Source organism: Megasphaera elsdenii DSM 20460, assembly GCF_003010495.1.
Classification (GTDB): Bacteria; Bacillota; Negativicutes; order Veillonellales; family Megasphaeraceae; genus Megasphaera; species Megasphaera elsdenii.
In genome coordinates this window covers 1,934,270-1,958,154 of the sequence record NZ_CP027570.1, presented here as the reverse complement: position 1 = coordinate 1,958,154, position 23,885 = coordinate 1,934,270, and the positions used below count along the sequence as shown (strand labels likewise).

Annotated in this window: 19 protein-coding genes and 1 CRISPR repeat array; of the genes, 2 read left to right on the top strand and 17 right to left on the bottom strand. The window is 53.6% G+C overall.

Annotation, left to right across the window (positions count from 1 at the left end; translation table 11 throughout):
- Positions 1 to 254 precede the first annotated feature (254 nt).
- The 6 genes from C6362_RS09315 to C6362_RS09290 form a co-directional block, all read right to left on the bottom strand.
- On the bottom strand, positions 255 to 497 hold the full coding sequence (locus tag C6362_RS09315; protein ID WP_014016915.1) for a DUF4911 domain-containing protein: 243 nt from the start codon (positions 495 to 497) through the stop codon (positions 255 to 257).
- Positions 490 to 1,728 (bottom strand): peptidase U32 family protein, encoded by a 1,239-nt coding sequence (locus C6362_RS09310; protein ID WP_014016916.1) that lies wholly within the window; start codon positions 1,726 to 1,728, stop codon positions 490 to 492. Before C6362_RS09310 ends, C6362_RS09315 begins: the two co-directional genes overlap by 8 nt.
- Positions 1,729 to 1,732: 4 nt before the next feature.
- Positions 1,733 to 2,326 (bottom strand): O-methyltransferase, encoded by a 594-nt coding sequence (locus tag C6362_RS09305; protein WP_014016917.1) that lies wholly within the window; start codon positions 2,324 to 2,326, stop codon positions 1,733 to 1,735.
- On the bottom strand, positions 2,323 to 3,381 hold the full coding sequence (mltG, locus tag C6362_RS09300; protein ID WP_014016918.1) for an endolytic transglycosylase MltG: 1,059 nt from the start codon (positions 3,379 to 3,381) through the stop codon (positions 2,323 to 2,325). The genes C6362_RS09305 and mltG overlap by 4 nt, the downstream gene beginning before the upstream one ends.
- Before the next feature lie 8 nt (positions 3,382 to 3,389).
- Positions 3,390 to 5,228 carry a DUF4127 family protein gene (locus tag C6362_RS09295; protein WP_014016919.1) on the bottom strand — a complete coding sequence of 613 codons (1,839 nt, stop codon included), beginning with the start codon at positions 5,226 to 5,228 and terminating at the stop codon, positions 3,390 to 3,392.
- A gap of 144 nt (positions 5,229 to 5,372) precedes the next feature.
- A complete protein-coding gene (locus C6362_RS09290) occupies positions 5,373 to 6,035 on the bottom strand; it encodes a trimeric intracellular cation channel family protein (protein WP_014016920.1) in 663 nt (220 codons plus the stop codon).
- A gap of 66 nt (positions 6,036 to 6,101) precedes the next feature.
- Here C6362_RS09290 and tadA point away from each other — a divergent pair, with 66 nt between their 5' ends.
- Positions 6,102 to 6,557: a tRNA adenosine(34) deaminase TadA gene (gene tadA, locus C6362_RS09285; RefSeq protein WP_014016921.1), complete on the top strand. Its 456-nt coding sequence runs from the start codon at positions 6,102 to 6,104 to the stop codon at positions 6,555 to 6,557.
- A gap of 349 nt (positions 6,558 to 6,906) precedes the next feature.
- On the opposite strand, the gene galU is transcribed toward tadA, so the two are convergent.
- The 8 genes from galU to C6362_RS09245 all read right to left on the bottom strand — a co-directional run bounded on the left by galU (position 6,907) and on the right by C6362_RS09245 (position 15,358).
- Positions 6,907 to 7,779 carry a UTP--glucose-1-phosphate uridylyltransferase GalU gene (galU, locus tag C6362_RS09280; RefSeq protein WP_014016922.1) on the bottom strand — a complete coding sequence of 291 codons (873 nt, stop codon included), beginning with the start codon at positions 7,777 to 7,779 and terminating at the stop codon, positions 6,907 to 6,909.
- Positions 7,760 to 8,875, bottom strand: coding sequence for a UDP-galactopyranose mutase (gene glf / locus C6362_RS09275; RefSeq protein WP_014016923.1), 1,116 nt, complete (start codon positions 8,873 to 8,875; stop codon positions 7,760 to 7,762). Before glf ends, galU begins: the two co-directional genes overlap by 20 nt.
- A gap of 137 nt (positions 8,876 to 9,012) precedes the next feature.
- Complete coding sequence (locus C6362_RS09270) at positions 9,013 to 9,996, bottom strand: P1 family peptidase (RefSeq protein WP_014016924.1); 984 nt, start codon at positions 9,994 to 9,996, stop codon at positions 9,013 to 9,015.
- 14 nt (positions 9,997 to 10,010) lie between these two features.
- Positions 10,011 to 10,538 (bottom strand): dCTP deaminase, encoded by a 528-nt coding sequence (dcd, locus tag C6362_RS09265; RefSeq protein ID WP_014016925.1) that lies wholly within the window; start codon positions 10,536 to 10,538, stop codon positions 10,011 to 10,013.
- 27 nt (positions 10,539 to 10,565) lie between these two features.
- Positions 10,566 to 11,852, bottom strand: coding sequence for a tetratricopeptide repeat protein (locus tag C6362_RS09260; protein WP_014016926.1), 1,287 nt, complete (start codon positions 11,850 to 11,852; stop codon positions 10,566 to 10,568).
- A gap of 165 nt (positions 11,853 to 12,017) precedes the next feature.
- Positions 12,018 to 13,019, bottom strand: a complete 1,002-nt coding sequence (locus tag C6362_RS09255; protein ID WP_014016927.1) for an electron transfer flavoprotein subunit alpha/FixB family protein — start codon at positions 13,017 to 13,019, stop codon at positions 12,018 to 12,020.
- A gap of 13 nt (positions 13,020 to 13,032) precedes the next feature.
- On the bottom strand, positions 13,033 to 13,815 hold the full coding sequence (locus tag C6362_RS09250; RefSeq protein WP_014016928.1) for an electron transfer flavoprotein subunit beta/FixA family protein: 783 nt from the start codon (positions 13,813 to 13,815) through the stop codon (positions 13,033 to 13,035).
- A 160-nt stretch (positions 13,816 to 13,975) separates the two neighbouring features.
- Entirely contained in the window at positions 13,976 to 15,358 is a 1,383-nt protein-coding gene (locus C6362_RS09245) for an ATP-binding protein (protein WP_014016929.1), read from the bottom strand.
- A 150-nt stretch (positions 15,359 to 15,508) separates the two neighbouring features.
- Between C6362_RS09245 and C6362_RS09240 the strand changes: the two genes are divergently transcribed.
- Complete coding sequence (locus C6362_RS09240) at positions 15,509 to 16,282, top strand: PhzF family phenazine biosynthesis protein (protein ID WP_014016930.1); 774 nt, start codon at positions 15,509 to 15,511, stop codon at positions 16,280 to 16,282.
- 273 nt (positions 16,283 to 16,555) lie between these two features.
- A CRISPR array of direct repeats spans positions 16,556 to 20,251; the repeat unit is 32 nt; unit sequence ATTTCAATCCACGCACCCGTGAAGGGTGCGAC.
- A 184-nt stretch (positions 20,252 to 20,435) separates the two neighbouring features.
- On the opposite strand, the gene cas7c is transcribed toward C6362_RS09240, so the two are convergent.
- From cas7c to cas5c, 3 genes are read right to left on the bottom strand one after another with little or no spacing between them, the layout of a single operon-like run.
- The gene (gene cas7c, locus C6362_RS09230) at positions 20,436 to 21,329 is read right to left on the bottom strand and encodes a type I-C CRISPR-associated protein Cas7/Csd2 (RefSeq protein ID WP_014016931.1); all 894 of its coding nucleotides are present in this window, start codon (positions 21,327 to 21,329) and stop codon (positions 20,436 to 20,438) included.
- A 1-nt stretch (position 21,330) separates the two neighbouring features.
- Positions 21,331 to 23,220, bottom strand: a complete 1,890-nt coding sequence (gene cas8c, locus C6362_RS09225) for a type I-C CRISPR-associated protein Cas8c/Csd1 (RefSeq protein ID WP_014016932.1) — start codon at positions 23,218 to 23,220, stop codon at positions 21,331 to 21,333.
- On the bottom strand, positions 23,217 to 23,870 hold the full coding sequence (cas5c, locus tag C6362_RS09220) for a type I-C CRISPR-associated protein Cas5c (protein WP_014016933.1): 654 nt from the start codon (positions 23,868 to 23,870) through the stop codon (positions 23,217 to 23,219). The genes cas8c and cas5c overlap by 4 nt, the downstream gene beginning before the upstream one ends.
- Positions 23,871 to 23,885 lie beyond the last annotated feature (15 nt).

Genomic DNA, 23,885 nt, shown 5'->3' with positions numbered 1-23,885 from the left:
ATAGCGTACCGTATACGCATATAATATACGCTATAAAGTATTTTATGATTATATCATTAATTATACACCAATTCTGTCAAGAATTTAAAGGGCTAACCGCCAAAAAATGGATAGTAAAAACAACTATTTTACATGTTACAACAAGGACTGCTATTTTTTAAAATACAATGTTTTGAAGAGCAAAAAAAGCGCTGCCGTCAAGGGCAGCGCTTTTCACTAAATCGTATAACTATAAATTCTGTAAATTTTATACACTACTGTTGTCCAGCTGCGGCGAGCGCTTCCTGGCGGCTCAGGATCCGGACCGGGATGGGCAGGGATTGGAGTACCTCTTTTGTCTCCCCTGCCGTGTCTTTTGTCGTCCTGACAAAGCCCAGTCCCTTCCTGCCATCCAGGGCCGTGACGACGCCCAGGTAGTCACAGCCTTCGATGATGCGGTTGATGAAGGTCATTTCTGCCGGAGGGGCCTGGAAGTAGACCCAGTCTTCATCAAACATGGCTCTTCACCTGGCGGCGCATCATGGAATACGGTTCCAGCCGCTGCGGTACGGCCAGGCCGACGAGCTGCTGGGCGTGGCGGGCGGCGTCGAGGTCCTGCCCGTCTTCGTCGACGATGCGGTCGATAGTATAGCGGACCAGCTGGCCTTTGGGCTGGAGAAATTCGACAGTCTGGCCCAGCTTGAAGTGGTTCCGCTGTTCCACCCAGGCCAATCCCTTTTCTTCATCGTAGGACTTGACCAGGCCGATAAATTCATGGGTCTGGGTATTGCTCGACTGGCTGTAGACCTGGTCGGCCGCCGTCGGCCGGGAAACGGAGAAGCCCCGGGTATAGGGCCGGTGGGAAATCTTTTCCAGTTCGTCGAGCCATTCCTGGCGGACCGTGAAGTGTTCCGGATCGGCTTCGTAGGCATCGAAAGCCTGGCGATAGACCTTGGTCACCGTGGCGACGTAATGGATGCTCTTCATGCGCCCTTCGATTTTCAGGCTGGAAAGGCCTGCGTCGTAGAGGTCCGGCAGATACGGCAGGAGGCAGAGGTCCTTGGAGTTGAAGATATACGTTCCCCGTTCATCTTCGACGACAGGAAAATACTGGCCTGGCCGCTTTTCTTCGACGACGTTGTACTTGAAGCGGCAGCACTGGACACATTCACCGCGGTTCGAGTCGCGGTCGCCGTGGGTGAAATAATTGCTCAGCAGGCAGCGGCCGGAATAGGAAATGCACATGGCGCCGTGGATGAAGCCTTCCAGTTCGACATCGGGCACTTTGGCGTGGATTTCCTTGACGTCGCGGAGGCTCACTTCGCGGGCCATGACGACGCGCGATGCGCCGTTGTCATGCCAGAATTTCGTCGACGCCCAGTTGGTCGTATTGGCCTGGGTCGACACGTGGACAGGCAGGTCGGGCACGAGCTGCCGGGCCATGGCGAAGATGCCCGGGTCAGCGATGAGGATGGCGTCGACGCCAATGTCGCGCAGGTACACGAGGTAATCCGGCAGGGCCTTGAGGTCGTCGTTGTGCGGGAAGATATTGACCGTCACGTGGATGTGCTTGCCCCGGGCATGGGCGTAGTCGACGGCTTCCTTCAGTTCTTCATTGGAAAAGTTGTCGCTGAAAGCCCGCAGGCCGAAGGACTTCCCTCCCAGGTAGACGGCATCGGCACCGTATAAAAAGGCCATCTTCATTTTATCCATACTGCCGGCCGGAGCCAGCAATTCCATTTTTCCCATTCTCTTATCCTTTCCATTGCGAAACGGTCATGCCGTCGCCATTTTCAAAAAATACAGTCTCGAAACGGGACCGGTCGCCGACGAGGTCCATGAACTCCCGCAGGCGGGTTACAGCCGTGCGGTGCTTATGCGGCAAAGGCCCTTCGAGGTAAAACATGTCATGGTAATCGATGTTGTCGGCTGCGACGATGGCACCGGGCAGGAGCTTGGGCAGGAGCTGCCGCAGCTGGCGCACGTACTGCCCTTTCGGCCCGTCGAGAAAGACGAAGTCCCACGGACCGGGCAAAGCCCCGGCCAGTTCCGTCCCGTCGCCGTGGAGAGCCGTGATGACCGAAGCATACGGCGAACGCCGGAAGAACCGGCAGGCCAGGTCGTAGCGCTCACGGTCAAGTTCAATCGTCGTAATCGTCCCGCCCGGTGCCAGGAACGGCGCCATCTGCAAGGCCGAATAGCCGATGCAGGTGCCGATTTCCAGGACCCGCGACGGCCGGCACGACGCCACGATGCCCGTGAACAAGGGAAGTTCGCTGTCGCGCAGGATGGGCAGGTCCTGTTCCCTGGCACAGGCTTTCATTTCTTCAAACAAGGCGTCCATCATGGCATGTGCTCCTGGACGTTCTTCATGTGTTCTTCATAAGTAGCGGCAAAATAGTTGTGGCCGTCCTTATCGGCGACGAAATAGAGGTACTTCGTCGGCGGCGCTTCCAGGATGGCTTCCATACAATCCATGCCGGGATTGCCGATGGGTCCCGGCGGCAGGCCTTCATAACGGTACGTATTGTACGGCGAATCGTACTGGGTCTCATTGATGCTGTATGCCGCCTTGTGGGTCCCCATGGCATAGGAAATGCTGGCATCGGACTGGAGCTTCATGTGGATCTTCAGGCGGTTCTCGAAGACCGACGCGATGAGGGGCCGGTCCTTTTCGTATTTCGCTTCCTTTTCGATGAGCGAAGCCAAGGTGACGAACTGGTAAATCGACAAGTTCTGCTTGGCAATGCCCGCTCTCATGGCGTCCGTCAAGTGGTCGTCGAAGTTCTTGATCATCATGGCTATGACGTCGTCTGCCGTGGCATCATAAGGGATGAAATATGTATCGGGGAACAAGAAACCTTCCGTCGGGAAGGTCACTTTGCGGTTTCCCTTCATATACGGCAGGAGCTGGTCCGACGAGGAAGCGGCCTTGAGGAAATCGGCTTCGCTGATGCGGCCGTTGGCGGCGACGGCTTTGGCAATTTCCCGGACCGTATAGCCTTCGGGGACGACCAGCCGGTCCGCTTCGGACTTGCCGCTGGTCAGCTTGTCCAGCAAGGCATGGAGGCTCATGCGCGAATCGAGGGTATACTCGCCGGCATGGATATCCCCGGCCTGGCCGGTAACGGTCGCTACGGCGCGGAACCACAAGGGGCTGGCGATATAGCCCTTATCGGTCAGGATATCGCCGACTTCGGAAGCCGTCATGTCGCTGCGGACATGGACGTAGCCGCTCTTATAGGGCAGGAGGAAATTCGGGCCGAAATAGCCATAAGCCACGGCAGCGGCGCCGAGGCAGATGAGGCCGGCCAAGACGGCAACTATACGGCGGCCTTTCTTTTTGCGGGGAACGCGTCGTCCCTGATGAAGTTGTGTCGTTGTCTGTTTCTGTTGTTCCATAGGCTCTCTTATTTCTGTGCAGCCCAGGTACGGCTCTGCTGGGCTTTTTCTTCACTGTGATTGATGGCCTGGGCCTGTTTTTCCTGTTCATACCGGGCCTGGGCGGCAGCTTTGGCTGCCTGGAGCTGGGCCTGGACGGCCGGGTCGGCCTGGCTGACCGTCCCGTCGGCATTGACCGTCCGGGACGCATCGAGCTTAGCCTGCGCTTCCGAAACCTCATTGGCCAGGGACTGGAGTTCGCGGCTGTTCATGTCATGGCGCACGTCGGCTTCCAGGGGGACTGTCGGCGCCGGCTTGACATCGACGTAGACTTCGAACAGGCGCTGCCACGGCAGGGTGACATCGACGGTCTTGGGGTCGATGCCGAGATACGTCGACGCATAGCGCTGGAGCTGTTCCTTCGTGCGGCTCTGGAGCTCTTCGTTGAGCGTCGGGTAGTACTGGGTGACGACGCCGGCTTCCAGTTTCTGCTGCATGCGGTAGATGTAGTCGCGGACATTGGCCTGATAAGCCCAGTTGTCCAGGTACTGCGTCGTCAGCATGTCGCGGTGGGCATCGGCCGTCATGTACTTGGACAGGACGCCCTGAGCGATACCGTAGCCAACGGAGTTGCTGGCCGTATTCCAGCCGTTATAGGCGGCCAGGCGGTACATCATCTGATCCTGATAGAGGCCGTAGACCAGGGTGTTGTCGGAACCGTTGGAAAAGGCCATGTCGACGATGCTGACGGGGATGCCGAGGTTGACGGCCTTTTCGATCTGCGTCAGGAAATCCCGCGTCGACTGGAGCATGATCGGGAAGTTCTCGAAGTTGGCCGATTCCGTCGTCGACGTCGTCAGCGGCGTATTGACAGCCAGCAACAGGTCCGGCCGTTCGTTGTCGACCATAGTGCCGCCGATGGCTTCGACGTGGGACGCAATGGTCTTGCCAATGGCCTGGCCGTCGTAGCGGGGCACAGTCTTTTCACCGCCGCCCAAGGGATAGATGACGGTGATTTTGGGATGATAATTATTGAAATCGTTGCTGGCCCGGGTGATGAGCAGCAGGCCCAGCTGGTCGGCACCGGGGAAGGAGCCGAAAGCCGTCTTGGGGATGCCGTCACCGGCCATTTCCAGGTACTTCGATTCCAGCGACGACTGGGTGCTAACGGAATTGTCATCGTGGCCCAGGCTGTAATAGGTAAAGACACCTTTGCGGGCATCGTCGATGAGGCGGTAATTGATGCTCATGTTCTTGCGGCGCCGGTTATACCAGTCCTGCAGGTATTCCATCGGTACGCGGCGCATGATGGCGAACCAGTCGTTCCGTTCCTGCGGATTCAGGCCTTCTTCGTCCATCTTGGCCTGGAGCGACGCCAGCTGATAGATGTCGGACCCCATGGTCAGGTAATAGTCCGGTTCTACGCCTTTGCCGCCAGCCCAGGGACTGCGCATGACCGTACTGAAGACATAAATGGGTACCTTCTTGTGCGATTTATGCAGGGCTTCGACCTTTTCCAGGCGCGCCGTCAGCGTTTCCATGGGCAGATTATGCTTGCGCGAATCGACAAGGCCGCCATAGACCAGGGAATCGATGGACAGGACCATGGCGTCGGCCTTGCCGGCATTGGCATCGACCCAGGCCATGAGCTTATCCGGCGAACCGTGGAAATTCATGCCCGACAAATACTGGGCCGGCGGCGTCAGGACATCATAGCCGGCCGCTTCGGCCGTACTGACCGTATATTCATAATCGACAGGCCGGTCATCCTGGGGTACATATAAAATCGTCTTTGCCAGTGCAGCCGGCGAGGCACATAAAAAGAAAGACGCTACGGCCAGGCTGACTGCTTTCTGTAACAGATTCACGTTATCACTCCTAGTATGAAGAAAAAAAATTGTACCCTTTATTATATCACGGGCCTGGGGAAATTTGTAGAGGCCGTGGCCTGTGGTTCGTAGCTAGTTGCTAGTGGCTAGTGGCTAGTGGCGGTTCGCCTTACCCAGGCTGCCCTACGCCCTCCGATGGCGGACGCGGCGGATCCTGGGGATATTGAGGTGCAGGCGGATGGCGACCAGGCGGATGGCGACGGTGACGGAAAAGCTGACGATAGCCCCGACTTCCAGGGGTACTTCAAAGGGGATGACCGCCCCGTAGAGAAAAATACTTCCCAGGAGGGACGCCGTCGCGTAGACCTCCTTGCGCAGGACGCCGGGGATGCGGCCGGCCAGGACGTCGCGGATGACGCCGCCGCCGACGGCCGTCAGGACGCCGAGGGTGATATCCAGGATCCAGTAGTCGGGATAGTAGAAACAGCCCAGGAGGGTCCCGGTGACCGTAAAGGAACCGAGACCGATGGCGTCGCAGACGAGATACCAGATGGAGAGCTTGCCGACGACGCGGCGCCACATGCGGATATTGAAATAGCGGACGATAATCGTGATGACGGCCATGGAGCCGAGGATGATCCATAGATAAATACTGTTCTTAAAGGCTGCCGGCGGGATATTGCCGATGAGGATATCGCGGATGATACCGCCGCCGACGGCTGTCGCCGCACTGAGGACGAAGATGCCGAACAGGTCCATGCGCCGGGAAATGGCCGCAAAGACGCCGGATACGGCAAAGGCCGTCGTCCCCAACAAGTCGAAAATCTGCCACCAAATGGCATCCATAATAGTTTCCCCTTCCCTGTTTTCGTGTTATGATAGACGTAAATTTTTTTACCAAGGAGATTCAACATGACCAAAGATGAATTTTATATGGGCAAAGCCCTGGCTGAAGCCAAGACGGCCTATGCCGTCGGGGAAATCCCCATCGGCGCCGTCATTGTCTATGAAAAGAAAGTCGTCGCCCGGGCCTATAACCTGCGCGAAAGCCTGCCTTGTGCTACGGCCCACGCCGAACTCTTAGCCATTGAAAAAGCCTGCCGCGCCCTGAACCGCTGGCGCCTGACAGGCTGTACTCTTTATGTGACCGTCGAACCGTGCCCCATGTGTGCCGGTGCCATCGTCAACAGCCGCCTGGACCGGGTCGTCTACGGCTGCGACGACCCCAAAGCAGGTGCCGTGCGGTCCCTGTTCCACCTCGTCGACAACGACTGCCTCAACCACCGGACCGAGGTCACAGCCGGCGTCCGCGCCGAGGAATGTGCGGCCCTGATGAAAGATTTCTTCCGCCAAAGACGGAAGAAGTAGTGGCTCGTGGCTAGTGGCTAGTGGTTCGTGGTTCGTAGGGGCCGTCCTGTGAAGGCGGCCCACTCATGGCTCCCCTGATAGGGGAGCTGTCAGCGCAGCTGACTGAGAGGTTTTTCAAGGCAACCTCTCCGGCCTTACGGCCACCTCCCCTATTAGGGGAGGCATAATCCGCATGGGTTATCCCAAGCCATTCTGGCCCGTCAGGTGCCGACCAACAGAAGGCGCAGGACGGCTGCCAGAACGGACAGCCGTGGCTCATGGTCCGTGGCTCCCCTGATAGGGGAGCTGTCAGCGCAGCTGACTGAGAGGTTTTCAAGGCAACCCCTCCGGCCTTACGGCCACCTCCCTATCAGGGAAGGCTGGTACGCAGGTATTCCCGGAAGGCGTCTCCCAGGTCTTCCCGGCGCAGGGCGTATTCGACAGTAGCTTTGAGGAAGCCCAGTTTATTGCCCGTGTCGTAGCTGCGGCCGCTGAAGGTATAGGCGTAGACCGCTTCCCGGTCAGCCATGAGGCGCAGGGCATCAGTAAGCTGGATTTCGCCGCCCTTCCCCGGCTGGACACGGCGCAGGATTTCAAAGATATCCGGCGTCAAGATATAACGGCCTAGCGCAGCCAGGCGGCTCGGTGCTTCGTCGACAGCCGGTTTTTCAATCATATCGATGAGCTTGACGACGCGGTCGTCGTCTGTCGGCTGGCCCTGGACGATGCCGTAGCGCGACACCAGTTCCTGCGGCACTTCCTGGCAGCCGAGCATGGTCGCCCCTAAGCGGCTGAAAGCTTCCATCATCTGCTTCAGCGCCGGTTTCTCCGGATTATAGATGACGTCGTCGCCCAGGAGGACGGCAAAAGGTTCATTATCGATGAACGATTCGGCACAGCGGATGGCGTCGCCCAGTCCGCGCATGTGTTTTTGGCGGATGTAGTGGACGTTGATCGACGAAATATCCTGAACCAGGTGCAGCAGCTGGTCTTTCCCCTGCTGACGCAATTGCAGTTCCAAATCGATATTGGTGTCGAAATGGTCTTCAATGGCCCGCTTGCCATGGCCGGTGATGATGAGTATTTCTTCGATGCCGCTCTGCAGGGCTTCTTCGACGATATACTGGATGACCGGTTTATCGACAATGGGGATCATTTCCTTGGGGATGGCCTTGGTGACCGGCAAAAAGCGTGTCCCATAGCCTGCCGCCGGGATGACGGCCTTACGAATTTGTTTCTGCATGATATCCTTCCCTTTCTACCGCAGCCAGGGCACTGGCAATGACGTCGTCCATGTCGTAATATTTGTATTCTGCCAGGCGGCCGCCGAAGATGACGTTGTATTCATGGCGGGCCAAGGCTGCATATTTACGGTACAGTTCCTGGTTGGCTTCATCGTTGACCGGATAATACGCTTCCTGGCCGGCCTGCCATTCGGCCGGATATTCCTTAGTGACATACGTCACAGGCTGTCTGCCAAATTCAAAATGCTTGTGCTCGATAGTCCGCGTATATGGCGTTTCCCGGTCGGTGTAATTCATGACTGCCACACCTTGATGGTTGACTTCGTTATAACGTTCTGTTTCAAAATGTAAGCCCCGATAAGCCAGATGGCCCAAGCGGTAGCCAAAATACTCGTCAATCGGGCCAGTATAGACGACTTTGCGGGCTACATCCAGGTATGACGCCCGTTCCCGGTTATAATCGACACCGGTCCGCACTTCGACACCATCCAGGAGGGCGTCGATGAGGACGTTATAACCGCCTTTGGGAATCCCCTGATACTCGTCGTCGAAATAATTGTTGTCAAAGGTATAGCGTACGGGCAGGCGCTTGATGATGAAGGCCGGCAATTCCTTACAGCTCCGGCCCCACTGCTTTTCCGTATAGCCTTTGATCAGTTTCGCATACACATCCGTGCCGATGAGGGAAATGGCCTGTTCTTCCAGGTTCTCCGGCTCCGTGATGCCCGCTGCCCGGCGCTGGCCTTCGATTTTGGCCGCTGCCTGTTCCGGCGTGATGATGCCCCACATCTTGGCAAACGTATTCATATTGAAAGGCAGGTTGTACAGTTCGCCCTTATAATTGGCAACAGGCGTATTAATAAAATGATTGAATTTAGCGAACTGATTGACATACTCCCAGACCCGCAGGTCCGACGTATGGAAGATATGGGCGCCATAGCGATGGATATGGATGCCGTCCTTTTCTTCACAATAGACATTGCCGCCGACCTGGTCCCGCCGTTCCAGGACCAGGCACTGCCGGCCGGCCTTATGCATCTCGTGGGCAAAGACACAGCCAAAGAGGCCGCTGCCGACGATGACGTAATCGTACATAAAAACACTCCTCTTTCACCAGAATATAGGCAGCACATTTTCTGAAAGCGCTCCCCTGTTAGTTTGAAGTTTGAAGTTTGAAGTTTGATGTGATGGTCATAATTATTTTTTTACATCAAACATCAAACATCATTACATCAAACATCCTGGCACGCCTCGATGCCATACAGGCTTTCAGCCTGGCAGACGGCGCGGCGGATGGCTTTTTCTACAACGTAGGCCGCGATGGTGCCGGTCAGGCTCAATTCAGCCGAAATGCTGCCGACACTGGCTGCATAGAGGGAATCGCCGTCAGCCGTCGTATTGACGGGACGGATGGCGCGGACGATGCCGTTGCTGCCCAGGGCGGCGATTTTCTTGAGCTGGGCCTTGTCGAACCGCCCATTGGTGACGACAGCGCCGATAGTCGTATTGGTCGTCGTCCCGACGGCGCGCTGGGAAAAGAGGGTCGGCGTCTGCCCCGCTTCTTCCAGCATGACCCGCCGCGTGTCGGCAAAGCCCTGGCCGTCGCGGCTGCGCATGCCGGCCAGGATCTGTCCCTGTTCATCGAGGACATCGCCGACGGCGTTGACGGAGACGACGGCACCGACCTGGAGGTCGCCGACCTGGACGGCATAAGCACCGAGACCGGATTTCATCATATAGTCCGGACCACAGAGCTTACCGACTGTCGCCCCCGTACCGGCGCCGTAGCAGCCTTCACGGAAGTCCCCCGTTTCCGCTGCCTGGCAGGCCGCATAGCCCATGGCCGCATCGGGACGGACGTTGTCGCCGCAGCCCAGGTCATAAATGCACGACTCGACGACGAGGGGCACCTTGCAGATACGCGTATCGAAGCCGATGTGCTGTTCTTCCAGGTACTGCATGACCCCTGTCGAGGCATTGAGGCCAAAGGCACTGCCGCCGCTGAGCAGGATGGCGTGGATGCCCGACGCAGCCGCCATGGGACTGAGGAGTTCCGATTCCCGGCTGGCCGGGCCGCCGCCGCGGACATCGACGGCGCAGGGCGCGCTATCGGGAAATACCAAGACCGTGCAGCCCGTGCCGCCTTGGCGGTCCTGGGCATTACCCAGGCGGAACCCGTTCGTCCGGGCCATGGCTAACATATCTATTTCTTTCATGATGACACTTCCCTTTATTTCATTTTTTCAAAGTCTTTCCAGAGCATACTCGGCTGGATGCCCGTATTGTTCTGGTATTTACCGTGTTTATAGGTATCGTATTCCCCGTCGATATCGTGGTAGTAAATCTGGCAGATTTCGACATTGGGATAAATGCGGATAGGCTGGACGCAGAAGATTTCCAGCGTCCAGTAGCCGGCAAAGCCGACGTCGCCGAACCCGGCCGTGACGTGGATGAAGACGCCCAGGCGGCCGACAGACGACCGGCCTTCGAGCATGGGGATATAGCCATCGGTACGGGTATATTCGTTGGTCCGCCCCAGGTAGAGCTTGTTGGGCTGCAAGACGTAGCCCGACTTGGGAATATAGATGGTCGAAGCCGGATTGGGCTTGGCCATGTCTAATTCATTATGGTCATAGACCATGAGCTCGTTGTGCAGGGACAGATTATAACTATTGGGATTGACCCGTTCCGGATGGAAGGGTTCAATGATGATTTCCTTACCTAAATGCTTGACAATTTCCTTGCCTGATAAAATCATGAGTGCCACTCACTTTCTCTAGTAAATTCAACTCTTATGATATAGCAAAACCGGCTCGATGTCCACGGCGCGATGGGCCGGTTTTTCTTTCCCTGTCTCAAAGAAGTCTTCTACGTAGAAAGTGACTCTCTCCCCTTCTTGCGGGCGGACGCGGTACAGCGACGACGTGCGGAAATAGTACTGACTACCCTCACGGTCCTTGAGGAAGCCGGCCTTGCCACCGGGAAGGATCCGCTCGATACGCCCTTTATGGCAGGTCTGTCCGGCATGTTTCCCGGCCATCCAGAATTGATGCAGGCCGTCCATCAAGTCCCGCCGGTTCGGTTCAGGAAAGGCATAGCTGTCGACTTTAGCAATGAGTTCGGCTTTGACCTTCCAGTGCTGGTCCTGCCGCACGTCCCGGGCCAGGAGATAATGATAATAGGCCATTTTCTCATAGCCGCCCATATTCTCCAGGGCCTGGGCGAACTGGACCAGGAAATTGACTTTGCCCTTAAATTCACCGCCGGCCAGAAAAGCCGACGCCCCGTAGCGGCGCATAGCCGCACTATCGCCTTCCGCCTGGGACGCAAAGAACAGGCCACGATAGAGAATCCAGTGCTGCTTATATTTCAGCAGATTTTCCAGGCGCTGCCGCCCTTCTGCGACCTGGCCCTGGCGCAGCTGGCAGAGGGCGATGCGGTAAGAGAACCAGATGTCATTGTCATGATGGAGCTGAGGGAAATAGTTCAGTGCCTGCTGGCACAACGTAATGCAGTCGTCATACTTTTCTTCCTTGACCAGGATGCGGCTCATGAGGGAGTACCACCGTTCCCGGTCCGACGCGATGACCCGTTCCCGCCCTTTCAAAGTCACGGTCTTTTCCTGGTCCGGCAGCTGGTCCGGGTCGAGGCGGCGCAGATAGGCACCCATGAGATTGGCCTGGCCGGGCTTGTTCTTGAGGACATCGACCATGCGCCATACGGCCAGGGCATACGGACTGTACGCTTCCTGCCGGCTGTACTTCAGGATGGCATCGACAGCGCGGCGAAAATCAGCCGGCGAATGGGTCCGTTCATCGAACTTCTGGATATACAGATAATAGAGGCACCAGCAGTAAATCCCATGCAGGTTGGTAAAATCCGGAAAGGCAATCATGCCGGCCCGGGCGATTTCCCGGCCTTTCCGGTACTGCTTCGTCTTGCGCAGGGCATAGGCATAATAGTAATAATCCCAGCAAGTCCAAGACCCATCGGGAGCGGCCTTGCCGTACATAGCCAGGACCTCGTCATAACGACCGTCGCGGCAGGCCCGGCGGGCAGCAAAAGAATCCATGGAACCACCTCCGTATTTTTTCACAGCATTTCGTATAGATATGGGTATTATAACATGCAAAAAAGGAGCTGTCTAAAAAGACAGCTCCTTTTTTGGGGTTTGATGTTTGATGTGCGTTACTAAATTTAACTGCATTGCTTCAAACATCAAACTTCAAACTATTTCCTAACCACGGATCTTTTTGATCTGTTTTTCCAGTTCCGGCATGACTTCGAAGAGGTCGCCTACGATACCGTAGTGGGCGAACTTGAAGATCGGTGCATCCGGGTCTTTGTTGACGGCGATGATGAGGCCCGCATCCTGGATGCCCAGTTTGTGCTGGATGGCACCGGAAATGCCCAGGGCGATGTAAATCTTCGGAGCGATTTTCTTGCCCGTAATGCCGATCTGCCATTCATAAGGTGCCCATTCTTTATCGACGAGGGGTTTGGAAACACCGAAAGCAGCACCGATGCGCTGAGCAAAGGCCTGGACCGCTTTCATACCGTCTTCGGTCTGGACACCGCGGCCGGCACCGACGACGATATCAGCCGTCGTGATAGTCAGTTCTTCCGCTTCTTTTTCGACCGGTTCAAAACCCGTTACCGTGACGGACGGAGCGACACCGGTGAAATCGACGCTTTCCTTGACGATTTCGCCAGTCCGGGACGGATCTGCCGGCGTGCCGTGGAAAATCTTGTCGCTGATCGTAGCCAGCTGTGGCCGCGTCGTCGTCTGGATCTTGACGAAGAGCTTGCCCGTATAAGCCGGACGGATCCAAGTCAGGGTGTCATCGTCGCCTTCAAAGCGGACGTCCGTGCAGTCAGCGACCAGGCCGACACCGAGCTGAGCCGACAGGCGGCCACCGAGGTCGCGGCCATCGGGAGACCCGCCGATGAGGATGACACTGGGTTCATATTTTTCAGCCAAAGCGGCGATGGCTTTGGTATACAAGACGGAATCATAAGCAGCCAGCGCGCCGTCTTCGACAGCGGCAACGGCATCGGCCCCGTAGGAAATAGCTTCCTGGCTGGCTTTCGCCGTATCAGCACCGGCGACAAAAGCGACGACTTTCTTGCCCTTGGCATCAGCCAGCTGACGGGCTTTGCCCAACAATTCAATGCTCAACGGGCTCAAGGCACCGCCGGCGATTTCGATATATACGCAGATATTCTGTTTCAATTCCATAATTCAGCCCTCCTTACAGCAAGTTCTTGGCAGTCAGATCTTTGACGAGATTAGCCGCAGCGTCTGCCGGCGTAGCCCCTTCAATCATGACGCCGACCGGATTCGGTTCCGGTGCAAACAGTTCCGTGACTTTCGTCGCCGAACCGGATGTCCCGACACTTGCTGCATCGAGGCCCAGGTCTTCCACTTTCCAGACATCAAAGACGGCTTTCTTGGCAGCCATTTTCCCGCGGATCTTCGGAGAACGCGGCGTATTGCTTTTTTCCGTAACCGATACGACAGCCGGTACCTGTGCCTGGACGGTTTCGATGCCGTCGTGGTTCAGGCGCGTCGCCGTGATCGTCGTGCCTTCGACGCTGACCGAGTTGGCATAGGAAATGAGGGCCATGCCCAGGCGCTGAGCGATAGCCGGCGGAATCTGCCCGGTGTCGCCGTCGGTCGAGCGCTTGCCCGTAAAGACCAGATCGGCACCACCCAATTTTTCAATGGCCTTGGCCAAGACCAGGCCCGTTGCCAGCGTATCGGAACCAGCCATGCGTTCGTCCGAGACGAGGACGCCCTTATCGGCACCGACAGCAATGCCGTCACGCATCATTTCCCCGGCCAGGGCGTTGCCCATGGTCAGGAGCGTGACCGTACCGCCAACGGCTTCCTTGACAGCCACAGCCGCTTCAATGGCGTGTTTATCAACGGGGTTGAGCATCGACGGTGCGCCGACACGGACCAAGTTGTTATCTTTTGCGATTTCAATGTCAGAAATCGCAGGAACTTGCTTTACCAAAACTACAATATTCATAAGTAGGCCTCCTTTTTTTACGTCTTCTTATGTCACCTATTATACTCCATATTCAATAATTTATCAACGGATAATTGTTTTTATTTACGAATTCTATATCCAATTATTTTTTCTTTATATTTTCCTACACCGTAGCCTGCAAGGTCAAGAAAGTCAGCTATTAACAGCTTTCAAACAAATCGTCCAGCGTATAGAGGATGACATCCGGTCTGGGAGTCACCTCATAGCCGGCACGAGAAAAGAAGCCATAACGATAACAATCCATCCCAATCTGACGGACCTGGCGGATTTCGGTTTCAATCATGGCATCCGTAATGGGCGTCTGCCGGAATTTGGCTTCGTAAAAGATGTAGCCTTTATCATCATGCGTAACGACATCGAATTCCCCATTCTTATGCTCTTTTGGCAAATCGTAAGAATAGGTCCCGATGGCATCGAAGATTTCCGGCAGACGTCCCTGCCGGTTCTGGCGGATCAGAAATTGCCGGCACAGCGATTCAAACCGCTTCGGTACGAAAACCCGTGCGAAATCGTCTGCAATATACCGGTCAAAAAAAACGTCCGGCGCCATGATTTGCCGTTGCGAACTATAAGGAAAGATATACCGATAATAAAAACTGGCCAGATTATCACAAATATGGTAACTGGCTCGTTTTTTATTATGAACATCATTGATAGGCACTTCTTTTTCAACGAGCTCCATGAGAATCAGTCGTTTCAAGATTTCGGACAAAGCCGGACTGCTGGAAATATGAGATTGCGACAAAATATCCTTGTAGCGGTGAACCCCCCTGGCCAAGGCCTCAAAAGCCTCATTAGCATTGATAAATTTCGATAATTCTCCTAACAGATACATCTGCACCTCGTTTTCCAGACGAGCTCCCGGTTCCACCAGCAGAGCCAGGACATTTTCCCGGACACTCCGTGCCGGATCAATCAGACTGTTATAATAAGGTACCCCGCCAAAAACGCTGTACAGACGCACTTTGTCTTCCAAGGAAAAGTCTGGGTAGAATTGCGCAGACTCAAAATAATCCATAGGATGGACATGGAGCCCCAAGGTGATACGGCCATATAAAGGATTTTCCTCCAACATGAGCGATTTCATGGTATCTACAAAGGACCCGCAAAGAATCAGCTTCAGCTGCGAACGCTCCCGATATGTGTCAATCAAAGATTGCAGTATACTATCCAACCCGGCGACAGTCTGCCGTAAATAAGGATATTCATCCAAAACAAGGACTTGTTTTTCCTGGCAGGCTCGTTGAAAAAGAAACTCCAGCAGCTTTTCTATTCCCGAAAAAGCAAGGGGCGGATACTGATACACATCGGAAATCAAAGCGGACAGGCTCTGCACATTATTCATTTCCGTCGTCTGCTTACATTGATAATACAGCCCAGTCACTTCAGGCGCCTGTAAAAATTGCTTAATCAGCTCACTCTTACCAATGCGCCGGCGCCCGTAAATCAGTATCACTTCCTGCCTTGGCGAATCATACATTTGCTGCAGCCGCGTCAGTTCCATTTTTCTTCCAATAAACATAGGCCCACTCCTTTACTCAGTTTCATTTTACTCAGAATATTTTGACTAAAAAGTTTCTGAGTAAAATCTTTCTGAGTAAAATTATACCATGTCCCTCATTGCCAGTCCAGTCAGGCTGTGATATGATGACTAAAAAAGGAGGTCTGTCCTATGAAATGTTACATTGTCGACGCTTTTACTAAGGAAATATTCAAAGGAAACCCGGCTGCCGTCTGCGTCCTGGACCATTGGCTGCCTGACGAACTGATGCAGCACATTGCCATGGAAAACAGCTTATCCGAAACGGCCTTTACCGTCAAAGAAGGCAATCACTGGCACCTGCGCTGGTTCACGCCGGGCGGTGAAATCGACCTCTGCGGCCATGCGACCCTGGGCACGGCTTATGTCCTCTCCCATTTCTTCGAACCCGACGCCAGCCGCTACGTCTTCCAGACCCTCAGCGGCGAACTAATCGTCACCCGTGACGGCGACCGCTTCTCCATGGATTTCCCGGCTTATGACATGAAACCTGTCCCGGTCACAGACGCCATGGAAGAAGCACTGGGCGTCCGCCCTGTCGAAGCCTATCTCGCCCGCGACCTGGTCTGCGTCCTGGCCGACGAAGGAGAAGTCATCCATTGCCAGCCTGACATGGCCAAAATCAAGCAACTCGACGGCCTGCTCTGCAACATCACGGCCAAAGGCAGCAAATACGACACGGTCAGCCGGTCCTTTGCGCCGAAACTCGCCGTCCCGGAAGACCCGGTCTGCGGCAGCGGCCATTGCCACATCATCCCCGTCATGGCAGCCAAACTCGACAAAACCGACCTCGTCGCCTACCAGGCCTCGAAACGGGGCGGCGAACTCTATTGCCACATAGAAAAAGGCCGCATCGCCCTGGCTGGCTATGCGGCACTCTATGCAGAATCGGATTTGAAGATTTGAAATACTGCCTTTGAACCTCTCCCGCTTATAGAAGCGAGAGATTCTTGAGAAGGTTGCTGTTTAAGTTTCCTCCTGAAATCAGGATAGCCTTATTCTCAAAGGGCTGTCCAAAAGCCCCTTACACAGTCCCTCGAAATCGAGGTTCTGCTTACTTTTGCGGAGTATGTTGGCGGCGCCGTTGATGTCGGCATTAGCCATCCTGCCGTCGGCGAAACGGTACAGGCCGCGCCGGACTCGTTTCCCGCTGAACGTTCCTGAGGAGCGATGCATTTTATTTCAATCCACGCACCCGTGAAGGGTGCGACAGAAGGCCGGCCAGCAGCTCTTAGACAGCTTCATTATTTCAATCCACGCACCCGTGAAGGGTGCGACTTTGACTTATGAGCTGACAATCCAAAATGGGGGCGATATTTCAATCCACGCACCCGTGAAGGGTGCGACGCATAATTAGTCCACCTTCTTTTCATCTTGATACAAATTTCAATCCACGCACCCGTGAAGGGTGCGACCTGACGGCGATACAATCAGCCGGATAACCTGCTGCGATTTCAATCCACGCACCCGTGAAGGGTGCGACGCTCCACAATCTCAGACGAACGGTTCCGCATCCTACTTATTTCAATCCACGCACCCGTGAAGGGTGCGACGCATAAGAGTAAAGAGATAAAAGAGATAATAATAGAAATTTCAATCCACGCACCCGTGAAGGGTGCGACGCCTCTATTCTAGTTGACTATAATTTTAAGCTACAAAATTTCAATCCACGCACCCGTGAAGGGTGCGACGCTTCTTCATCAATGTATTTATCATATCCATGTAAGTATTTCAATCCACGCACCCGTGAAGGGTGCGACGCTTAGTGTCGATATTAGTTGCTTTTTGAATCCACATTTCAATCCACGCACCCGTGAAGGGTGCGACGCGCCGGGAAAATCAGCGGATTGACTAGCCACCTCACATTTCAATCCACGCACCCGTGAAGGGTGCGACTGACGAGGAGGGATAGCGACGTATATTGCAAAAACATTTCAATCCACGCACCCGTGAAGGGTGCGACGTATTTCTTCAAGCAATTAATTTCGAAGTTTGCGTTATTTCAATCCACGCACCCGTGAAGGGTGCGACGACAGCGGAAGATATCCAGTTCTTCGTTGATACAGCATTTCAATCCACGCACCCGTGAAGGGTGCGACGTTAATGTAATCGGCCAGGGTTTTGCACTTCGTTCTATTTCAATCCACGCACCCGTGAAGGGTGCGACAAGCACGTGCTGGACGATTGGCATTATGCTAAGCTGATTTCAATCCACGCACCCGTGAAGGGTGCGACAGTAAGTTTCGGGTCATTCAGCCTGCGGAGACGTTCATTTCAATCCACGCACCCGTGAAGGGTGCGACGCAGTAATCACCAGGACGAATATTGGCTCCGTATGTCCATTTCAATCCACGCACCCGTGAAGGGTGCGACGTTTTTCGTCCTCGTCCATGTAGTCAAGCCACGCAAATTTCAATCCACGCACCCGTGAAGGGTGCGACCACGACTGCTGGGGGAAACCGTAATAGCTATTCCACATTTCAATCCACGCACCCGTGAAGGGTGCGACTTGCTTACGAGCGTCTTTCAGCGCTTCTTTGTAAATTTCAATCCACGCACCCGTGAAGGGTGCGACTCAAGCGCGTACTTGACCAGCGCTGCGACATTACCATTTCAATCCACGCACCCGTGAAGGGTGCGACTTCCCGTGCCACTGCCGGCGTCTTGTGGTGTCGCATATTTCAATCCACGCACCCGTGAAGGGTGCGACGCCCAGGCCGGTGCACAGCAGGCTCAGAGCGATGGCCAATTTCAATCCACGCACCCGTGAAGGGTGCGACGAGATGTACCTGGCCGGCGTATCCGTGCGCCGTGTCATTTCAATCCACGCACCCGTGAAGGGTGCGACACAGCTTTTCCAACGTTTTGATCAATTCATCGACAGATTTCAATCCACGCACCCGTGAAGGGTGCGACTGGACTGACCTCCCTTCGGCGGCTGCCTTCTGGATTTCAATCCACGCACCCGTGAAGGGTGCGACTGATATAGCTTTGGTTATACGTTTTACGCGTATATAATTTCAATCCACGCACCCGTGAAGGGTGCGACCCCGCCCCTTTTCCGAGACGAAGCAGATGGCATCGGATTTCAATCCACGCACCCGTGAAGGGTGCGACCCGTAAACAAAATTTGACCGGATTTCTTTTTTACTATTTCAATCCACGCACCCGTGAAGGGTGCGACGCAGGAAACAGCCGAAGCCGTCCACAAGGAAAATATTTCAATCCACGCACCCGTGAAGGGTGCGACGTATCGATAGCGGCCTTGAAGATGACGCCTGTCTTGATTTCAATCCACGCACCCGTGAAGGGTGCGACCACTGACAGCCGTATACGTTTCCAGCGTATCATGCATTTCAATCCACGCACCCGTGAAGGGTGCGACTTTCGACGATGCTCATCCCCGTATGATTGAAATCGAATTTCAATCCACGCACCCGTGAAGGGTGCGACAAGCCGCCCCGACGACGACGCCACCGGGACACATGCAATTTCAATCCACGCACCCGTGAAGGGTGCGACCGGCGCAGATGGCCCCGTCCTTCAGTCTGCAGGCGAATTTCAATCCACGCACCCGTGAAGGGTGCGACGAGGACGACGAGGACGCCGATTGTCGCCATGATGATATTTCAATCCACGCACCCGTGAAGGGTGCGACGGACGGTCTTGCCGGCACAGTAGACGACTTCCGGATTTCAATCCACGCACCCGTGAAGGGTGCGACGTCCGGCCGGTCCTGCAAGACGCCCAGCTGCTGCTGATTTCAATCCACGCACCCGTGAAGGGTGCGACGCTGCCCATGCGGCCATCGGCACCGTTAACTAATACACATTTCAATCCACGCACCCGTGAAGGGTGCGACGATGACCAAAGTATCTCTTTCAGGATGTTCTATATATTTCAATCCACGCACCCGTGAAGGGTGCGACGTCCACCAGGCCTGCAAATCGCGGCGGCCTTGATCAATTTCAATCCACGCACCCGTGAAGGGTGCGACGCTCATGCGGTCAGCACCGCGGGCACAGGCATAAGCCATTTCAATCCACGCACCCGTGAAGGGTGCGACCCCATTTGTCCCGACGCATAATCTTTCTGGCTCAAAATTTCAATCCACGCACCCGTGAAGGGTGCGACGACGGTTCAACGAGGGCCTTGTCGCAAGCCATGAGATTTCAATCCACGCACCCGTGAAGGGTGCGACGTGGTCACCTTACTCCTCTGCGTTGTAATTATAAATTTCAATCCACGCACCCGTGAAGGGTGCGACGGAAGTAGACCCCTTCGATGCCCGTGATCCAGCCGATATTTCAATCCACGCACCCGTGAAGGGTGCGACGCCAGGGCGTCGATTTCTTCCTTGCTGAGGAAGGTATTTCAATCCACGCACCCGTGAAGGGTGCGACTCCATATCGTCGTTGGTCAGGAGATGTTCTGCCGGATTTCAATCCACGCACCCGTGAAGGGTGCGACTTGGTCTTCTTGTTGACCGTTTCATCGGTTTCATTATTTCAATCCACGCACCCGTGAAGGGTGCGACGCTTGGCCGGTCCGTCCGCCGTCAGCGTGTCCATGCCATTTCAATCCACGCACCCGTGAAGGGTGCGACTTGGTCTTCTTGTTGACCGTTTCATCGGTTTCATTATTTCAATCCACGCACCCGTGAAGGGTGCGACGTACACTGGACGCATTTTTCCAGGTCCCATTCAGATTTCAATCCACGCACCCGTGAAGGGTGCGACGCTCGTTTCATTTAATTTAGAGCCTCCTGATGTATAATTTCAATCCACGCACCCGTGAAGGGTGCGACCCTATCCATGATAAACTAAGAATCAAGACAACTTTAATTTCAATCCACGCACCCGTGAAGGGTGCGACGAGCCTGCAAATTGGCTCAGTCACTATCTGCTCTCTCATCAATCATATTGCGAACTGATTGAATAGCAGTTCAATTTTTGAGTCAATTCTCCGGGTATTGCTTATTTTTATAGAAATCAAGCCGGGTGCGAAGCTCTGATATATTTTATGTGTGATACGGCTTCGCACCCCCTCTTTCCTACGTTTAAATCATCCGGGTACACGTAACGTGTTCCGGGATTTTGCTTTCATCTACGGTTACGTCATAGTCCGTATAGTTTCTGGGCGCGACGACGCCTTCTTTTTTCTGGACGTGAACAGTATCAAAAAGTTTATATGCTGGAGCATTTCCCAATTCACTATCGTGTTTGAATACGATGAGTTCGCGCACAGCCATATTCCCTCTGGCAGCGGAATGGTCGTATTCGAACATATTAATGATGGCTTTCCATAAATACTGTAAATCGTCTTCACTGAAACCGGTCACTTTCCGTGCCAGGTTGGCTGATACATAGCCGTCTACGCGGTATAACGCATAGGGAATGATATATTTTCTGCCGATTTCGGTGTTCTTGTTTTCCGCATCTTTTTCCGTCGTGATGGCGACACGGGTAATGGTGACTTCCTGTGGTACGATAGGATCAATGCTGCGGGCAAAGCCTAACTGAACGGGACCGCGGACTTGGCCGCAATTGAGTGCACTCTTGACAAAGGTCGTCATGACGGCGCCAAAGGTACGGATGTCAAAGAAATTCTGGCACATAAAGTCACAGATTTTACGGTCCAGTTCCGGATCATCTTTTTTCATCTTTTTTATATCCGTCTTTTCATCAATGCCCACGTAGGTTAACGCTTCTTTGTCACTGCGCTGCAAAGGAACGCCTTCTTTGACGTAAATGCGATAGCCAGGCTGGTCTTCGCAAATCGTTTCAATGCAATTGCGTATCTTACGCTTCAAGCAGACATCGGTAACCAGGCCGTATCCGGTTTCCGGGTCTACGCGCGGCATATTGCCGGCATCGGGATCTCCATTGGGATTGCCATTTTCTACGTCAAACAGGATGGTAAATTCATAGCGATTTTTAATGGGTTCGGACATCTTATTTTTCCTCCTTTTTCATATACCGTTTCTGGGTCTGATGGTAATAGCCTAAAATAAATAAGCCTTGATCGTTCAAATTCATCCGCGCCGGAATAGGCTGGCCATTCATCTCGATTTTCCCTTCCAATTCTGTGACCATTTTTTCCAGTTCAATTTTCAATCCCTTTCTGTCATTCAATTTGCGTAAATGGTGGTTGGCCATTTTCAACAAAATTGGAAATACCCATCCCGGGGTCGCAGCCGCACTATTAAAAAATCGATCCTTAATCGTGCTATTTATTCCTTTCCGATTCTTTTCTGAGTCGGGAACCTTACCGCGTCCATTATCTTTTTCATGGGCTTTTTCCTGAATTTGTTCCAATACAGAGAACAGTCGGCCTAATACATAGGCCGTATTCGTACTTTCTTCATTCAATGCCACAGTTACTTCCTCTCCTTTCGGAAAATTCTTCAATAAACAAGCCTTGATGATGGCGGCTTTTTCGGCACTAATTTTATAGATATAATTATCTTTATCATCCTGGTCTGCTTTGACTCTCAACATGACGCTATTGTATAAAGCCTGCGGGTAAGGCGTATCAGAAAGGATGCTACGCATCACAGCACCTGCCAGAAGTGGGGATGCTTTCTCATACTTTTTATCAGGTTTTCCTTTCGTGTCCTTACGTTTAGGATTCACTGTTACCCCCAACAATCTCCCTAATGGCAAGTAAGCCCGATACTGCTGAGGCATAACGATTTCCAGTCTTTCATAATGTTTGCGCACGTGGTCGATAAAATGACCGAACGTATCCTGTAAGAAAAAACGGACTGAGAGTCTGGCTGCATTTGGCGATAATCCTAAGATATAAAAAGGCGTATCGGGATGGATGGGAACTCCTTGAAAATCAAAGGGCATTCCTTTTTGGATGTGAGAAAACAAGGCATCAAGTGTCTCATCATCAATAGTGTCATCATCTTCAAAAACGGCGCTATGAAGCAAATCCTGATAGGCTTCTTCCCCATCGGCTGCCCAATAGACAACGGTCGTATTGCCAATGACCTTACAGTGCTTTTCATCGGCAATAAGCTGATTCAATGCCGTCGTATAGGCAAAAGCGGCATGTTCGCTGACAGGGGCATTATAGCACTGCCCCCCTGAATGACCGTATGATTCAAAAGCATCTGCGTTGAAAGATACTAAGGAAGCTCCTGAGGACTGAGCGCCGCGGACGCCTTTGATATTGGGATGGATGCGGGCAATGGGAGCTATTTTCCCCGTGACCAAACACTGCCCTTCGACAGCATCAGCAGATGGCTGATTATAATGGGCATCCCAGGCAGCCCTGATGGTTTCATCATCTTTGACAAAGACACCTTCGACGGCATACATTACATTGGCTGTCAACAGGTTGGTGGCCAGATAGGGTTTCAACACGGGATGATTTTCTGCTGTTTCCGGCTTCCACGTCGTAAAGAACCGCTTCAATGCCTCTGCTGACGGCGTGTGGACAGCTTCTAAGATATCCAAATGATATTTTTTCATCGCTTCAAAACAAGCTATACTCCGTTTTTTCTCTTTTTCCCATTTAGCTGCCGCATCTTCTGCCATATCCGCTGTCTTCATGTCTTTAGGCAGCCCCAGGCAATAAGCGGCATTGGCCCACAGGAACTGCGGCCGGATACCCGACGATTTTTTCACGCCTTCCGGCAGCATATGGACCGTAGGTACGGATACCGTCTTTTTCCCCCGCATCACTTCTTTTTCTAAGGATAGGATTCCGATGACTTCGCCCTGCTGATTCAGATTGACAGCATAGGAAATCTTATAGTCCCCCCACCCCGGCTTGGCAATAGCTCCCTGCCGGGCTAAGGTTTCATAATACGCTACCAACGATTGTAAAATCATGAGTGCACCTCACAATCCCGCAAATCCAGGACCCCATTATGTAAGGTCGCTTTGAAGAACATAGGCCGTATGTGCTGTAAATCGGAATAATCCATGTCATACAGCATATAGCCTAATTCCTTATCTTCCCCGGCATAGGCTGTCGGCACACTGTCAAATTCGTATTCCCGGAAATTGACAGGAAATTCCCGGCAGCCAAAATAAGGCGTATGATAACATTGTCCCCGCTTCAAGCGGCGGCGGATGATATCCTGGAACTTTCCAGCATTGTCAGAAGCATTGGCCTTATCGGTCAGTTCAAAATGCGCTTCGATGACATAATGCACCTTGCACAGTACCATAGAAGCCCGCTGCTGGATTTCTTCTTTCGTACTCAAATACAAGTCCACATTTTTCTTAGTCATCGCCTGCTTGGCCGCTCTGGCGCTGGCCTTTGCCTTGACTTCATTGCGGCGGATATTGGTGAACCGGATAGGACTGAGGACATAGATTTTATCAATAATCCATTTGAGTCCGGGATGCCAATAAATCGCCTCAATGATGCCTCGTGCCGCAGACGGCGTCATGACATCATAACTGACGCGTTCTGTTTTCATTTCCGGCCGGGAGAATAAGGCATAATCTCCCCAAACTTCTACTCGTATTGCCATATCATCATCTCCCTA

What these genes read in the sequence shown, in the direction of transcription:
- C6362_RS09315 (WP_014016915.1), bottom strand. Translation starts at nt 497, where the DNA reads ATGTTTGATGAAGACTGGGTCTACTTCCAGGCCCCTCCGGCAGAAATG.
- C6362_RS09310 (WP_014016916.1), bottom strand. Translation starts at nt 1,728, where the DNA reads ATGGGAAAAATGGAATTGCTGGCTCCGGCCGGCAGTATGGATAAAATG.
- C6362_RS09305 (WP_014016917.1), bottom strand. Translation starts at nt 2,326, where the DNA reads ATGATGGACGCCTTGTTTGAAGAAATGAAAGCCTGTGCCAGGGAACAG.
- mltG (WP_014016918.1), bottom strand. Translation starts at nt 3,381, where the DNA reads ATGGAACAACAGAAACAGACAACGACACAACTTCATCAGGGACGACGC.
- C6362_RS09290 (WP_014016920.1), bottom strand. Translation starts at nt 6,035, where the DNA reads ATGGATGCCATTTGGTGGCAGATTTTCGACTTGTTGGGGACGACGGCC.
- tadA (WP_014016921.1), top strand. Translation starts at nt 6,102, where the DNA reads ATGACCAAAGATGAATTTTATATGGGCAAAGCCCTGGCTGAAGCCAAG.
- galU (WP_014016922.1), bottom strand. Translation starts at nt 7,779, where the DNA reads ATGCAGAAACAAATTCGTAAGGCCGTCATCCCGGCGGCAGGCTATGGG.
- glf (WP_014016923.1), bottom strand. Translation starts at nt 8,875, where the DNA reads ATGTACGATTACGTCATCGTCGGCAGCGGCCTCTTTGGCTGTGTCTTT.
- C6362_RS09270 (WP_014016924.1), bottom strand. Translation starts at nt 9,996, where the DNA reads ATGAAAGAAATAGATATGTTAGCCATGGCCCGGACGAACGGGTTCCGC.
- dcd (WP_014016925.1), bottom strand. Translation starts at nt 10,538, where the DNA reads ATGATTTTATCAGGCAAGGAAATTGTCAAGCATTTAGGTAAGGAAATC.
- C6362_RS09260 (WP_014016926.1), bottom strand. Translation starts at nt 11,852, where the DNA reads ATGGATTCTTTTGCTGCCCGCCGGGCCTGCCGCGACGGTCGTTATGAC.
- C6362_RS09255 (WP_014016927.1), bottom strand. Translation starts at nt 13,019, where the DNA reads ATGGAATTGAAACAGAATATCTGCGTATATATCGAAATCGCCGGCGGT.
- C6362_RS09250 (WP_014016928.1), bottom strand. Translation starts at nt 13,815, where the DNA reads ATGAATATTGTAGTTTTGGTAAAGCAAGTTCCTGCGATTTCTGACATT.
- C6362_RS09245 (WP_014016929.1), bottom strand. Translation starts at nt 15,358, where the DNA reads ATGTTTATTGGAAGAAAAATGGAACTGACGCGGCTGCAGCAAATGTAT.
- C6362_RS09240 (WP_014016930.1), top strand. Translation starts at nt 15,509, where the DNA reads ATGAAATGTTACATTGTCGACGCTTTTACTAAGGAAATATTCAAAGGA.
- cas7c (WP_014016931.1), bottom strand. Translation starts at nt 21,329, where the DNA reads ATGTCCGAACCCATTAAAAATCGCTATGAATTTACCATCCTGTTTGAC.
- cas8c (WP_014016932.1), bottom strand. Translation starts at nt 23,220, where the DNA reads ATGATTTTACAATCGTTGGTAGCGTATTATGAAACCTTAGCCCGGCAG.
- cas5c (WP_014016933.1), bottom strand. Translation starts at nt 23,870, where the DNA reads ATGGCAATACGAGTAGAAGTTTGGGGAGATTATGCCTTATTCTCCCGG.